We start from the raw sequence: 14,025 nt of genomic DNA, 5'->3' as shown, positions 1-14,025 counted from the left end.
GTGCCCGAAGCAGCGGGGCCGGACCACTGGAGCGAGCATCGTGAGCGATAGTCCTTTGCCGGGGGCCTGGCCGGCCGATGCCTGGGCCCCCGAACCGGACCCGGCCCCCGAACCGGACCCGGCCCCGGACCCCGGGCTCCCGCCGCTCCCGCTCTGGCCGGAGCCGCAGTACGTCCTCGCCACCGCCGCCCCGGACCCGTGGGACGCGCCGGCGCCGGACACCCCGCCCGCGTGGGACGACGTACGGGACCCCGGCCCGGCGGCATCGGCCGGAGTCCCCGCGCCCCGGGCGGCGGGAGAGCGGCGGGGCGCGCGCCGCCGCAAGACCGCCGCCACCGCCACCGGCCCGGGCCGCCGTGGCCGCCCCGCCCCGCCGGACGCCCCGCCGGACACGGCGCAGGAGTTGCCGGGCCCCGGCCGGCGACGCGGGGCCGCGGCCGTGGACAGCCCGGCCGCCGCTCCACCGCCCGCCCCCGCCGCCCCGGGCACCGGCCGCCGGCGACGGGTGGCCGCCGCCGAGCCGCCGCCGGCGGCCGGACGCGACAACTGGCGGCGGATCGTTCCGCAGGCCCTGGTCGTGGCCTTCCTCGCCGGCGGCACCACCGCCTTCGTGGCCGCCGACAAGGCGGTCCGGCTCACCGTGGACGGAGTCCCGCAGACCCTCCACACCTTCGCCGACGACGTCGACGAACTGCTCGCCGCCGAAGGACTCGGCGTCGGCCCCCACGACCTCGTCGCCCCCGGCCGGGGAGCGGCCCTCGACGACGGCGACGAGATCGTCGTCCGCTACGGGCGTCCCCTCCAGCTCACCCTCGACGGCAGCCGGCGCCAGGTGTGGACCACCGCCCGCACCGTCGAAGGAGCGTTGCGCCAGCTCGGCGTCCGCGCCGAGGGCGCCTACCTCTCCGCCCCCCGCACCGCCCCCGTCCCCCGCTCCGGCCTCACCCTCAGCGTCCGCACCGAGCGCAGCGTCACCTTCATGGCCGACGGCCGCGAACGCGTCATCCGCACCAACGCCGCCACCGTCAAAGAGGCCCTCGACCAGGCCGGCATCACCCTCCACGACCAGGACACCACCTCCGTGCCGCCGCAGTCCTTCCCGCGCGACGGCCAGACCGTCACCGTGCTCCGCATCACCGGCAGCCGCGAGGTCCGCGAGGAACGCATCCCGTACGAGACCGAGAAGGTCAAGGACGCGACCCTGTTCGCCGGTACCGAGGTCGTCGAGCGGGCCGGCCGGCCCGGCGCCCGCCGGGTCACGTACAGCCTGCGCACCGTCAACGGGGTCCGGCAGAAACCGCGCCGGATCGCCGACGAGATCGTCCGCGAGCCGGTCGCCCAGCTCGTCAAGGTCGGCACGAAGCCGCTGCCGACCTCCGTCTCCGGTGCCGACGGCCTCAACTGGGGCGCCCTCGCCCAGTGCGAGTCCGGCGGCCGCCCGTCGGCCACCGACCCCTCGGGCACGTACGGCGGGCTCTACCAGTTCGACGTCCGCACCTGGCACGCCCTCGGCGGCAGCGGCCGCCCCCAGGACGCCTCGGGCGCCGAGCAGACGTACCGGGCGAAGAAGCTCTACGTGCAACGGGGCGCGAGCCCGTGGCCGCACTGCGGCCGTAGTCTTAGCCGGTGAGCACCGCAGAGCAGCAGCCCCACGACACCCCTTCTGACGCCCTTCTCGGCCCAGCCGACATCCGGGAGCTGGCCGCCGTACTCGGCGTCCGGCCGACGAAGCAGAAGGGCCAGAACTTCGTCATCGACGCCAACACGGTGCGCCGCATCGTGCGCACCGCCGAGGTGCGCCCCGACGACGTGGTCGTCGAGGTCGGCCCGGGGCTGGGGTCGCTGACGCTCGCGCTGCTGGAGGCGGCGGACCGGGTCGTCGCCGTCGAGATCGACGACATCCTGGCCGCCGCGCTGCCCGCCACCATCGAGGCGCGGATGCCGCACAAGAAGGACCGCTTCGCGCTGGTGCACTCCGACGCGATGCTGGTGACGGAACTGCCGGGTCCGGCGCCGACCGCACTCGTCGCGAACCTCCCGTACAACGTGGCCGTGCCGGTGCTGCTGACCATGCTCGACCGGTTCCCGACCATCGAGCGGACGCTGGTCATGGTGCAGGCGGAGGTCGCCGACCGGCTCGCCGCCGAACCGGGCAACAAGGTCTACGGAGTCCCGTCGGTCAAGGCCAACTGGTACGCCCACGTCAAGCGGGCCGGATCCATCGGCCGCAAGGTCTTCTGGCCCGCGCCCAATGTCGACTCGGGTCTCGTCTCGCTGGTGCGCCGGGCCGAGCCGATCAAGACCAGCGCCTCCAAGTCGGAGGTCTTCGCCGTCGTGGACGCGGCCTTCGCGCAGCGCCGCAAGACGCTGCGGGCCGCGCTGGCCGGCTGGGCGGGCTCGGCGGCGGGCGCCGAGGCGGCGCTCGTCGCGGCCGGCGTCTCCCCGCAGGCGCGCGGCGAGTCGCTGACGGTGGAGGAGTTCGCGGCGATCGCCGAGCACAAGCCGGCCGCGCAGAGGCCCGCGCTGTGAGCCGCGCCGTGACCGGCTCCGTGACCCGTTCCGTGCCCCGCTCCGTGACCGTACGGGTCCCCGCGAAGGTCAACGTCCAGCTGGCGGTGGGCGCGGCCCGCCCCGACGGATTCCACGACCTGGCCAACGTCTTCCTCGCCGTGTCCCTGTACGACGAGGTCACCGTCACCCCGGCCGACGAGCTGACGGTGACCTGCTCCGGCCCCGACGCCGGCCAGGTCCCGCTGGACCGCACCAACCTGGCGGCGCGGGCCGCCGAGATCCTCGCGGCCCGCGCGGGGCTCGACCCCGCCGTCCACCTCCACATCGCCAAGAACATCCCGGTGGCCGGGGGCATGGCGGGCGGCAGCGCCGACGGGGCGGGCGCGCTGCTGGCCTGCGACGCGCTGTGGGGACTGGACACCCCCGTCCAGGACCTGCTGGACATCTGCGCCGAACTGGGCAGCGACGTACCGTTCAGCCTCCTCGGCGGGGCGGCGCTGGGCACCGGCCGCGGGGAGATCCTGACCCCGGTCGAGGCCGGTGCCTTCCACTGGGTCTTCGCGGTCGCGGACGGGGGCCTGTCCACCCCGGCGGTGTTCCGCGAGTTCGACCGCCTCACCGCCGGTACCGCCGTCCCGGCCCCGCAGGCCTCGCCGGCGCTGCTCGCGGCCCTGGCGTCGGGCGACCCGGACGCGCTCGCGGCGACCCTGGCCAACGACCTCCAGCCGGCGGCGCTCTCCCTGCGCCCGCAGCTGGCGCGGACACTGGCCGCGGGCACCGACGCCGGGGCGGCGGCCGCGCTGGTCTCCGGCTCCGGCCCGACCACGGCGTTCCTCGTCCGCGACGAGGAGGCCGCCGCCAAGGTCGCCGCCGCGCTGGAAGCCTCGGGCCTGTGCCGCGCCACCCGCGTCGCCACCAGCCCCGCCCCCGGCGCGACGCTCGTGCCCGCACCCTGAGCCGGTGGAGCGGTCCGCCTCCCCCCGGAGGGTTAGGCTGAGGGGCTGATCCCACCCTTTCCCTGGAGCGCTCCTGATGGCCGTCAACCTGGTCAATGTCGAGGCAGTCAGCAAGGTGTACGGAACCCGTACCCTGCTCGACGGCATCTCCCTCGGCGTATCCGAGGGGGACCGGATCGGTGTCGTGGGCCGCAACGGCGACGGCAAGACCACCCTGATCCGCATGCTCGCCAAACTGGAGGAGCCCGACTCCGGCCGGGTCACCCAGTCCGGCGGACTGCGCATGGGCATCCTCACCCAGCACGACTCCCTGGACCCCTCCGCCACCATCCGGCACGAGATCATCCGCGACATGGCCGACCACGAGTGGGCCGGCAACGCCAAGATCCGCGACGTGCTGACCGGACTCTTCGGCGGCCTCGACCTGCCCGGCTTCGGCCAGGGCCTCGACACCGTCATCGGCCCGCTCTCCGGCGGCGAGCGCCGCCGTATCGCGCTCGCCAAGCTGCTGATCGCCGACCAGGACCTCCTCGTCCTCGACGAGCCGACCAACCACCTCGACGTCGAGGGCATCTCCTGGCTGGCCAAGCACCTCCAGGAGCGCCGCTCCGCGCTCGTCTGCGTCACGCACGACCGCTGGTTCCTCGACCAGGTCTGCACCCGCATGTGGGACGTGCAGCGCGGCGCCGTCCACGAGTACGAGGGCGGCTACAGCGACTACGTCTTCGCCCGCGCCGAGCGCGACCGGATCGCCGCGACCGAGGAGTCCAAGCGGCAGAACCTGATGCGCAAGGAGCTCGCCTGGCTGCGCCGCGGCGCCCCGGCCCGGACCTCCAAGCCGCGCTACCGCATCGAGGCCGCCAACGAGCTGATCGCCGACGTGCCGCCGCCGCGCGACAAGTCCGAGCTGATGAAGTTCGCCAACGCCCGCCTCGGCAAGACCGTGTTCGACCTGGAGAACGTCACCGTCCAGGCCGGGCCCAAGACCCTGCTCAAGGACCTGACCTGGCACCTCGGCCCCGGCGACCGCGTCGGCCTCGTCGGCGTCAACGGCGCCGGCAAGACCTCCCTGCTGCGCGCCCTCGCCGAGGCCGCCCGCACCCAGGGCGAGGTCCAGCCGGCGGCCGGCTCCGTCACCGTCGGAAAGACCGTCAAGCTCGCGTACCTCTCCCAGGAGGTCGGCGAGCTCGACCCGTCCCTGCGCGTCCTGGAGGCCGTCCAGCGCGTCCGCGACCGCGTGGACCTCGGCAAGGGCCGGGAGATGACGGCGGGCCAGCTGTGCGAGCAGTTCGGCTTCACCAAGGAGAAGCAGTGGACGCCGGTCGGCGACCTCTCCGGCGGTGAGCGCCGCCGGCTGCAGATCCTGCGCCTGCTGATGGACGAGCCCAACGTCCTCTTCCTCGACGAGCCCACCAACGACCTCGACATCGAGACGCTGACCCAGCTGGAGGACCTCCTCGACGGCTGGCCCGGCTCGATGATCGTGATCTCCCACGACCGGTTCTTCATCGAGCGCACCACCGACACGGTGATGGCGCTGCTCGGCGACGCGAGCCTGCGGATGCTGCCGCGCGGCCTGGACGAGTACCTGGAGCGCCGCCGGCGGATGATCGAGGCCGCCGCCCCGGCGCCCGCCCCGGCCGCCGCCGCCAAGTCGACCGCCTCCGGCGACGCGCGCGCCGCGAAGAAGGAGCTGCAGAAGATCGAGCGGCAGCTCAACAAGATGTCGGACCGCGAGTCGAACCTGCACGCCCAGATCGCCGAGCACTCGACCGACTACGACAAGGTCGCCGCACTCGACGCGGAGCTGCGCGAACTCATCGCGGGACGGGACGAATTGGAGATGCGCTGGCTGGAACTGGCCGAGGAGGCGTGACTTCCGCCTCGTCCGGACGCCAACTGAGCGGATAACGGCGGTGTCACGGGCCGGTCCTCCCTTGGGTACAGGGGCAGGACCGGCCCGTCGTAGGTCGGCCACGGGTGATAGAAAGGTCATCCTCCACGACCCGCCCGACGCCGAAGGTATGCGCTGATGACCGAGCCGCCCCTGCCGCCGAACCAGCCGCCGCCGCCTTCTGGTTACGGACACCTGCCCGGCCCGCCGCCGCCGTCCGGGTACGGCCAGCCCCAGGCGGGCGACAACCCGTACGCCCAGCAGCCGGCCCCGCCGACCCAGCCGGCGTACCCGCAGCAGCCGCCGACGCACCCGCAACCCGGCTACGCCTACCCGCCGCAGGCCCCCGGCATGCCCCCGGCCATGCCTCCCGGCATGCCCCCCGGCCCGCCCCAGGGCGGCGCCCCCGGCGCGGCGCCCCGGCGGAAACTGACCGTACTGATCGCCGCGTCCGTCGCCGGCGTGCTCGTACTCGGCGCCGGCTCGTACTTCGCCTTCTTCGACGGCGGCGGCGACAAGCCGAAGGAGCCCGTCGCGCAGAGCTCCACCTCCGCCGACCCCAAGCCGTCCGGCTCCGCCTCCGCCTCCGTGGACACCGGCGACGGCAGCGGCAACGGCAGCGGCGGACAGGAAGACCTCAACGCGGGCCGCAAGCAGGGCGAGGACAAGGTCCTCTGGTACAAGACCCAGAAGATCGAGGGGCCCGGCTCGGGCGTCGCGACGAATGGGCAGTGGGTCGTCGGCGACGCCGTCGTCAAGACCGTCTGGAAGTCCCTCGTCGGCTACTCCGTGACCGACGGCAAGGAGAAGTGGAAGCTCGACTTCCCCACCAAGATCTGCGCCCAGACCGACCAGACCACCGCCGACGGGAAGACCGTCATCGTCGTCGAGGAAAACGATTCGGACTCCGCCTCCTGCAACCAGATGAAGCTGGTCGACCTCAAGACGGGCAAGGAGGGCTGGACGAAGGAGGTGGCCAAGGAGGGCGCCTTCGACCTCCTCACCGACATCAACCTGACCCTCACCGGGGACACCGTCGCCGTCAACCGGCTCATCAAGAGCAGCGCCTACAAGATCAGCACCGGCGACAAGCTCTTCGCCGGCAACGGCCCCGAGGGCTGCCAGCCCGCCAGTTACGCCGCCGGCAACAACAAGATGATCGGCATCGCGACCTGCCGGGACGCCGACAGCACCGTCGAGGTCCAGGACGCCGACCCCGTCACCGGCAAGAAGACCTGGTCCTACCGGCTCCCCAAGGGCTTCCGGGTCACCAGCGTCTACTCCGTGGACCCGATCGTCCTCGACATCGGCAACGAGACCAACAAGGAGCGCTCCATCGTGGTCCTCGGACCCGACGGGAAGCCGCGCACCACCGTCGCCGGCGAAGGCAGCTTCGCCCCCAACTGCGGTGTGCGCGAGCACATGCTCCAGGGCTGCGGCACCTCCGCCGTCGACTCCAACACCCTCTACCTGGCCACCTCCGCCGGTGCCGGCAAGGCCAACGAGATCGTCGCCTTCGACCTGGGCACCGGCAAGGTCAAGTGGCGCACCCCGGCGGGCGACGGGCGCACCCTCCTCCCGCTGGAGGCCGCGGGCGGCAAGCTGATCGCCTACCGCCAGGCCGAGTCCGAACAGGGCGGCGAGATCCTCTCGATCCCCGCGGCGGGCGGCGAGCCCACCGCGCTGCTGCGCCACCCGTCCGGCCCCGCGGCCCCGATCGAGAGCTCCTTCTTCTCGCCCAAGGCCGACTACGTGGACGGCCGGTTCTTCATCTCCGCGTCCCGCCTGACCGCCCTTGGCAAGGACGAGAAGTTCCTCATGGCCTTCGGCAAGTGAACGAGTCCACCGAGTCGCCCACCGAGAGGCAGTAGACCCCGCAATGAGTACCCCCAACACCCCGCCGCCCCCCGGCCAGCCGCCCGCCGGCGGCTTCGGAGCCCCGCAGGACGTCCCTCCCGGCGGCTTCGGAGCCCCGATGCCGCCCGTACCGCCAGCGCCCCCGCATCAGCCCCCGGCCCCGCCGGCCCCGCCCGCCGCCCCGCCGACGCCGCCGGCCGCGCCGCCGTCCGCCCAGCCCGCCTACGGCTACCCGCAGACCGGCGACCCCGGGTACGGCTACCCGCAGCAGCCCGGCACCCCGGCGCCGTTCAGCGCGCCCAGCTCGCCCGGCATGCCCGTGCCCGCACCCCAGGCCCCGGCCGCGGGCGGCGGCGACAAGCGCACCCAGCTGATGATCGTCGGGGCGGCGCTGCTCGCCATCGTCCTCATCGTCGGCGGCGGCTTCTGGTACACCTCTGACAACGGCGGCGGCACGAACACCACCGCGACCGACGGCCCGAGCGGCAAGCCCGACGGCAAGGACAAGGAGCCGGCCGCCCCCGGCGGCACCGAGAAGGTGCCCTCCAACCCCAAGTCGAAGACGCTCCTCAACCTCCCCTCCCCGACGCCGGAGGAGCAGGTCACCGTCGAGGGCTCCTGGCTCACGGACTCCACCTACGTCAAGTCCGACGTGGCGAAGGTCGTCGGCTACAACCTGGTGGACGGCGGCAAGAAGTGGGAGACCGCCCTCCCCGCCCACGTCTGCGGTGCGACCAAGCACATCAGCGACAACAAGTCGGCCATCCTCTTCGACGAGGCCCTGCCCTCGGCGGCGAAGAAGTACCCGGCGTGCACCCAGGTCGGCGTCATCGACCTGGAGAGCGGCAAGCTCCTCTGGTCCGCGACCGCCAAGTCCTCCACCGGCGGCGACAAGCCCGTCAAGTTCGACGAGGTGACCATCAGCGGCCAGACCGTCGCCGCCGGCGGCCTCGACGGCGGCGCCGCCTGGACCCTCACCGACGGCAAGCCCCTGTGGACCCCCAAGGTCGACAACGAGGGCTGCAAAGACGTCGGCTACGCGGGCGGCGACGCCCTCGCCGTGATGCGCTCCTGCGGCCGCGCCTCCGAACCGACCCTGTACGCGCAGCTCCTCGACGCGACCACGGGCGCGCCGAAGTACTCGTACAAGCTGTCCCCGGGCATCCCCTACGCCGGCATCATCTCCACGAAGCCGGTGGTCATCGCGGCCAACGTCGGCAACACCGCCAAGAACGCCACCAACGTCAGCGACCTCTTCGTCCTCGACGACGCGGGCCAGCTCAAGGCGCGCATCGGGCTCTCCTCGGGCAACTTCGCGCCCGACTGCCCCGCCAACGACGTCGAGAAGTGCACCAGCATGGTGGTCGGCAACGGCAAGGTCTACCTGCCCTCGTACGAGCACCAGGGATCGGCCTCCTACGGCCGGACCAACGAGCTGCTCTCCTTCGACCTGGAGACCGGCAAGCAGACCACCGACCGCGCGGACGCCGGCGAGCGGTACACCATCTACCCGCTGCGCATGGACGGGTCGAACGTCATCGCCTACAAGGTGCCCCCATACGACAAGGGCGGCCAGGTCGTCAGCATCGACGGCAAGACGATGAAGGAAACGGTCCTCATGGAGAACCCGGCGGACAAGGCCAGCCAGCGCGCCGAGACCAGCTTCCTGATCGACCACGCCGAGTTCCGCTACCACAACGGCAAGCTGTTCCTGGCCCAGAGGTACGCCCGCAAGCCGACCTCGGCCGCCAGCGACCCGGACTACCACTTCGTCTCCTTCACCGCGAGCTGACCCCCGTACAGGAGAGACGGCACCAGCAGAAGACGGCACACGAGCCCCCGGAAGGTCCTCCCTTCCGGGGGCTTCTGCGCGGTATCCCCCGCGCGACGTCGAACAAGCGTGTAGCTTGCCGGGTCAGAAGGGTCGGGGGTGGGTGCCTCAATGGGCGTACGGGTCATGGTGGTCGACGAGCACCGGCTGCTGGCCGAGGCGCTCGCCTCGGCCCTGAAGCTGCGCGGGCACCGCGTGCTCGCGGCGGCGGCCCCGGCGGCGGGCGCCGCCGAACTGGTCATCAGCCGCGCCCCGGAGGTCTGCCTCTTCGGCACCGCGACCCCGGCCGAGCCCGGGGTCTTCGAACCCGTCGTCAGGATCAAGCGGGAGCGCCCGCAGATCGCCGTCGTGGTCCTGGGCCCGGTGCCCAGCCCGCGCGGGATCGCGGCCGCCTTCGCCGCCGGAGCCTCGGGGTACGTCCGCCACGACGAGCGCATCGAGGGCGTGGAACGGGCGCTGGCCAAGGCGCGGGCGGGCGAAGTAGCCATCGCCCCGCAGCTGTTGCAGGGGGCCTTCGCGGAGCTCCTCAACCCCGCCGCGCAGCCCGACGACGAGGGCAGCCGACTGCTGCGCATGCTCACCCCGCGCGAGGTGGAGGTATTGGTCCGGGTCGCCGAGGGCGAGGACACCCGGCTCATCGCCGCCGGCATGGCCATCGCGCCGAGCACCGCCCGTACGCACGTCCAGCGGGTGCTGATGAAGCTGGGCGTGGGATCGAGGCTGGAGGCGGCCGCGCTGGCCGCCCGGACGGGCCTGCTGGACCGGGCGGGTTCGGCCACACCGGCGCCCTGACGGTTTCCCCGGCGGGGCGGAATCCGGTATGCCAGTCCCTGCACACGCGATTGCCGTGTGCGTTCCCCCGCGAGAGGCAGTAGGCGAGTGAGCAATACCCGCACTCTAAAAGCGCGGACTTATAAGTACTTGGTGACCGGCGGCGCCGGATACGTGGGCAGCGTCGTCGCGGCCCACCTCCTGGAGGCGGGCCACGAGGTCGTGATCGTGGACGACCTCGCCACCGGCTTCCGCGCCGGTCTCCCGCGGGGCGCGGCCTTCATCCAGGGCCGGGTCCAGGACGCCGCCGAGTACCTGGACGCCTCCTACGACGCGGTGCTGCACTTCGCGGCCTCCTCACAGGTCGGCGAGTCCGTGGCCAACCCCGGCAAGTACTGGGACAACAACGTCGGCGGCACGCTGGCCCTGCTGACCGCGATGCGCGAGGCCGGCGTGCGCACGCTGGTGTTCTCCTCCACCGCCGCCACGTACGGGGAGCCGTCGGACGGCCCGCTGACCGAGACCTCGGTGACCGCGCCGAGCAATCCGTACGGGGCCTCGAAGCTGGCCGTGGACCACATGATCGCGGGGGAGTGCGCGGCCCACGGCCTCGCGGCGGTCTCGCTGCGCTACTTCAACGTGGCGGGCGCGTACGGGGAGTTCGGGGAGCGGCACGACCCGGAGACCCACCTGATCCCGCTGGTCCTCCAGGTCGCCCTGGGGCAGCGGGAGTCCATCTCGGTGTTCGGCGAGGACTACCCGACCCCGGACGGCACCTGCGTGCGCGACTACATCCACGTCGCCGACCTGGCGGAGGCCCACCTGGCCGCCCTGCGGGTCGCGGCGCCCGGCGAGCACCTGGTGTGCAACCTCGGCAATGGCAGCGGCTTCTCGGTCCGCGAGGTCATCGAGACCGTCCGCAAGGTCACCGGCCGGGAGGTCCCGGAGATCGTCGCCCCGCGCCGCGCCGGAGACCCGGCGGTGCTGGTGGCCTCCGCCCGCACGGCCCACGAGAAGCTCGGCTGGACCCCGACCCGCTCGGACCTCACCACCATCGTCACCGACGCCTGGAACTTCGCGCGCAGGCAGCCTTCCTGACTCCCCCGGCACGCGCCCCTCGCATCCTGCGGGGGGCGCGCGATTTTTGGCGTACGCCCTCTGCGGGCGCTGTGCGCGGGCGCCCGGCGTGTACGCGCCGGGTGAATTCCCCTCCGCGCAACTGCCCGCGGCACACGCCGGGCCGCGAACCGCCGTCCAGACCCGCGTGACCGGCGAATTCAAGCCAGCGCAAAGCAGATTTCGGGCGCCCGTTCCCGAAAATCGCGAGGAAAACTTCTGCTATTCGGCCAACCGTGACACGCGCCCGGCCCTACGCTGATGCGTGACACCGGTGGGGGCCGGTGTTGATTCAGGGGTCGAGACACGTCGGGTACGGCGTCCGGTCCGGGTAGTGCAGAGATGTCTCGGCGGCGGCCGCGGCGCCTGCGGATCACCTGGTCCGGGCGCCGTACCCGACGTCGTCCGTTCCCCGACCCTTGGGGGTTTTGTGGTTCGTATCCGGGTTCTCGTGGTCGACGATCACCGCATCTTCGCCGAATCGCTCGCAGCCGCGCTCGCGGCCGAGCCGGACGTGGACGTGTCCGCGGCCGGCAGCGGCCCCGCCGCCCTGCGCTGCCTCGAACGCGCGGGGGCCGAGGGCCGCCGCTTCGACGTCCTGCTCGTGGACGCCGATCTCGGCGCCGCCGCCGGGGGCGTGCCCGCCCAGCGCGTACCGGGCTCCGGGCCACCGCCCGGCTCGGACGGGATCGCCCTGGTCGCCGGGGTACGGGTGACCCACCCCGGGGTCCGCACCGTCGTCCTGGCCGAGCGCGACGACCCGCGCCGGGCTGCCGTCGCACTACAGGCGGGGGCCTCGGGCTGGGTCGCCAAGGACTCCTCGCTGTCACGGCTGCTCACGGTGATCCGGGGCGTCCTGCGGGAGGAGACGCACCTGCCGCCCGCCCTGCTGACCGGGGTGCTGCGCGAGCTCACGGCGGCGCGCAAGCACCGCACCGACAGCGAACGGCTGGTGGAGTCGCTCACCCCGCGCGAACACGAGGTGCTGCGCTGCATGGTGGCGGGACTGGGCCGCAAGGACGTGGCGGCCCGGCTGTTCCTGTCCCCGCACACCGTGCGCACCCACATGCAGAACGTGCTGGGCAAGCTCGGCGTGCACTCGACGCTCGCCGCCGTGGCGCTGGCCCGGCGGGCCGGCGTACGGCCCGCCGAACTAGCCGGGGACGTTGTCGAACGGAGCGGTCAGCCGGCGTAGCAGCCCGGCGAGGTCACCGCGCTGGCCCTGGGAGAGCCGGCCGAGGATCGCCCGCTCCTGGGCCAGCAGTCCGGCGAGGGACTGGTCGGCACGGTCGCGCCCCTCGGGGGTGAGGCGGACCAGGACCCCGCGCCGGTCGTTGGGATCGGGCAGCCGTTCGACGAGGCCCTTCTTGGCGAGCCGGTCGATGCGGTTGGTCATGGTGCCGGAGGTGACGAGGGTCTGGGTGAGCAACTGGCCGGGGGAGAGCTGGTAGGGCGCGCCGGCCCGCCGCAGGGAGGTCAGGACGTCGAACTCCCAGGGCTCCAGGCCGTGCTCGGCGAAGGCCAGTCTGCGGGCGCGGTCGAGGTGGCGCGCGAGCCTGCTGACGCGGCTGAGCACCTCCAGCGGTTCCACGTCGAGGTCAGGGCGCTCCCGCCGCCATGCCGCGACCAGTCGGTCGACCTCGTCCTCCATGCCGATCAGTGTAAGGGGTCTGTCGATATGAAGTCTCTTCATATCGATCTTCTCGATCACGAGAATCTTGACGTCAAGAGATAATTTGAGCGAGCATGGGGCATGGAGGGGCCGGAACGGCTTCCGCTTCCACCGCCCCGCCAGTAGGGAGGCTCGAACATGCATTCCGATATCGCCTCGGCCAGGATCCCCACGTCCACCGCGCCCGCCGCACCCACCTGGGACCCGCAGCAGTACCTCCGGCACGCCGGACACCGCACACGCCCCTTCCTCGACCTGCTCACCCGCATACCGGAACTCCCCACCCGGGCCCCGCGGATCGCCGACCTCGGCTGCGGCCCCGGCAATGTCACGGCCCTCCTCGCCGACCGCTGGCCCCAGGCCCGCATCACCGGCTACGACCTCTCCCCGGAGATGCTCCACCGGGCCACCGAGGAGTACGCCGGCCCCACCCCCGGCGGCGGCAGCCTCGACTTCCGCCCCGCGGACATCGGCAGCTGGCTCCCCGAGGAGCCCTACGACCTGATCATCTCCAACGCCGCCCTCCAATGGGTCCCCAGCCACCCCGGCTCCTTCGCCGCCTGGATCAACGCCCTGCGCCCCGGCGGGACCTTCGCCTTCCAGATCCCCGGCAACTTCGGCGCACCCAGCCACGCCCTGCTCGCCGAACTCTGCGACACCCCGCGCTGGCGCGGCCGGCTCGCCGGCCACGGCGCCCGCTACATCCACCTGCTCGAACCCGCCGAGTACCTCGCCCGGTTCACCGAACTCGGCTGCGCCTCCGACATCTGGGAGACCACGTACCACCAGCTCCTCGCCGGACCCGACCCGGTACTCGAATGGGTCAAGGGCACCGCCCTGCGCCCGGTACTCACCGCCCTCGGGGACGACCGGGCCGCCGCGGACGCCTTCCTCGGCGAATACCGCGAACTGCTGCGCGCGGCCTACCCGCAGGGGCCCCGCGGCACGGTCTTCCCGTTCCGCCGGATCTTCGCCGTCGCCCGAAGGGAGTCCTGAGCATGCTCGCCGCCGTGGACCACGTACAGCTCACCGCGCCGCCCGGATCGGAGGAACTGCTGCGCGCGTACTACAGAGACGTCCTGGGGATGACGGAGGTCTCCAAACCTCCCGTACTGGCCGCCCGCGGCGGCTGCTGGTTCGAGGCCGGGCCGGTACGGCTGCACCTGGGCGTGGAGGAGGGGTTCCGGCCCGCGCGCAAGGCCCATCCCGGACTGCGGGTGACCGGCATCGAGGAGTACGCGCGCACGCTGGAGGAGCGCGGAGCCAAGGTCGTCTGGGACGACAACCTGCCGGGACACCGGCGGTTCTACTCCGAGGACCCGGTCGGCAACCGGCTGGAGTTCCTTGAGCCCGTGACCGGCTGACCGGGCGGCACCATACGACGGCGCCCCGCCACCGGAAGTCCGGTGACGGGGCG

The 14,025-nt window shown here is 72.9% G+C and carries 12 protein-coding genes; 11 read left to right on the top strand and 1 reads right to left on the bottom strand.

The window, feature by feature from the left end; translation table 11 throughout:
• Positions 1-40 precede the first annotated feature (40 nt).
• The 9 genes from MTF65_RS16955 (at position 41) to MTF65_RS16915 (ending at position 12,131) form a co-directional block, all read left to right on the top strand.
• Positions 41-1,630 (top strand): resuscitation-promoting factor, encoded by a 1,590-nt coding sequence (locus MTF65_RS16955; protein WP_243629543.1) that lies wholly within the window; start codon positions 41-43, stop codon positions 1,628-1,630.
• Positions 1,627-2,529, top strand: a complete 903-nt coding sequence (gene rsmA / locus MTF65_RS16950; RefSeq protein WP_243629542.1) for a 16S rRNA (adenine(1518)-N(6)/adenine(1519)-N(6))-dimethyltransferase RsmA — start codon at positions 1,627-1,629, stop codon at positions 2,527-2,529. Before MTF65_RS16955 ends, rsmA begins: the two co-directional genes overlap by 4 nt.
• A 32-nt stretch (positions 2,530-2,561) precedes the next feature.
• Positions 2,562-3,467, top strand: a complete 906-nt coding sequence (locus MTF65_RS16945) for a 4-(cytidine 5'-diphospho)-2-C-methyl-D-erythritol kinase (protein ID WP_243629731.1) — start codon at positions 2,562-2,564, stop codon at positions 3,465-3,467.
• A 76-nt stretch (positions 3,468-3,543) separates the two neighbouring features.
• Complete coding sequence (locus MTF65_RS16940; RefSeq protein ID WP_243629541.1) at positions 3,544-5,343, top strand: ABC-F family ATP-binding cassette domain-containing protein; 1,800 nt, start codon at positions 3,544-3,546, stop codon at positions 5,341-5,343.
• Positions 5,344-5,499: 156 nt separating this feature from the next.
• Entirely contained in the window at positions 5,500-7,197 is a 1,698-nt protein-coding gene (locus MTF65_RS16935; RefSeq protein ID WP_243629540.1) for a PQQ-binding-like beta-propeller repeat protein, read from the top strand.
• Between the two features lie 43 nt (positions 7,198-7,240).
• Complete coding sequence (locus tag MTF65_RS16930; protein ID WP_243629539.1) at positions 7,241-9,010, top strand: PQQ-binding-like beta-propeller repeat protein; 1,770 nt, start codon at positions 7,241-7,243, stop codon at positions 9,008-9,010.
• Positions 9,011-9,160: 150 nt separating this feature from the next.
• Positions 9,161-9,841 carry a LuxR C-terminal-related transcriptional regulator gene (locus MTF65_RS16925; RefSeq protein WP_243629730.1) on the top strand — a complete coding sequence of 227 codons (681 nt, stop codon included), beginning with the start codon at positions 9,161-9,163 and terminating at the stop codon, positions 9,839-9,841.
• A gap of 87 nt (positions 9,842-9,928) precedes the next feature.
• A complete protein-coding gene (galE, locus tag MTF65_RS16920; protein ID WP_243629538.1) occupies positions 9,929-10,918 on the top strand; it encodes a UDP-glucose 4-epimerase GalE in 990 nt (329 codons plus the stop codon).
• 448 nt (positions 10,919-11,366) lie between these two features.
• Positions 11,367-12,131 (top strand): response regulator transcription factor, encoded by a 765-nt coding sequence (locus MTF65_RS16915; protein ID WP_243629537.1) that lies wholly within the window; start codon positions 11,367-11,369, stop codon positions 12,129-12,131.
• Here the strand turns inward: MTF65_RS16915 and MTF65_RS16910 are convergent.
• Positions 12,090-12,587, bottom strand: coding sequence for a MarR family winged helix-turn-helix transcriptional regulator (locus MTF65_RS16910; RefSeq protein ID WP_243629536.1), 498 nt, complete (start codon positions 12,585-12,587; stop codon positions 12,090-12,092). The genes MTF65_RS16915 and MTF65_RS16910 overlap by 42 nt on opposite strands.
• Before the next feature lie 159 nt (positions 12,588-12,746).
• On the opposite strand from MTF65_RS16910, the gene MTF65_RS16905 reads away from it, so the two are divergent.
• The gene (locus MTF65_RS16905) at positions 12,747-13,604 is read left to right on the top strand and encodes a trans-aconitate 2-methyltransferase (RefSeq protein ID WP_243629535.1); all 858 of its coding nucleotides are present in this window, start codon (positions 12,747-12,749) and stop codon (positions 13,602-13,604) included.
• Positions 13,605-13,606: 2 nt separating this feature from the next.
• Complete coding sequence (locus MTF65_RS16900) at positions 13,607-13,972, top strand: VOC family protein (RefSeq protein WP_243629534.1); 366 nt, start codon at positions 13,607-13,609, stop codon at positions 13,970-13,972.
• The last annotated feature ends 53 nt before the right edge of the window (positions 13,973-14,025 follow it).

It is taken from the genome of Streptomyces sp. APSN-46.1 (assembly GCF_022815725.1).
Lineage (GTDB): Bacteria > Actinomycetota > Actinomycetes > Streptomycetales > Streptomycetaceae > Streptomyces.
This window is presented reverse-complemented; position numbering and strand designations above follow the sequence as displayed.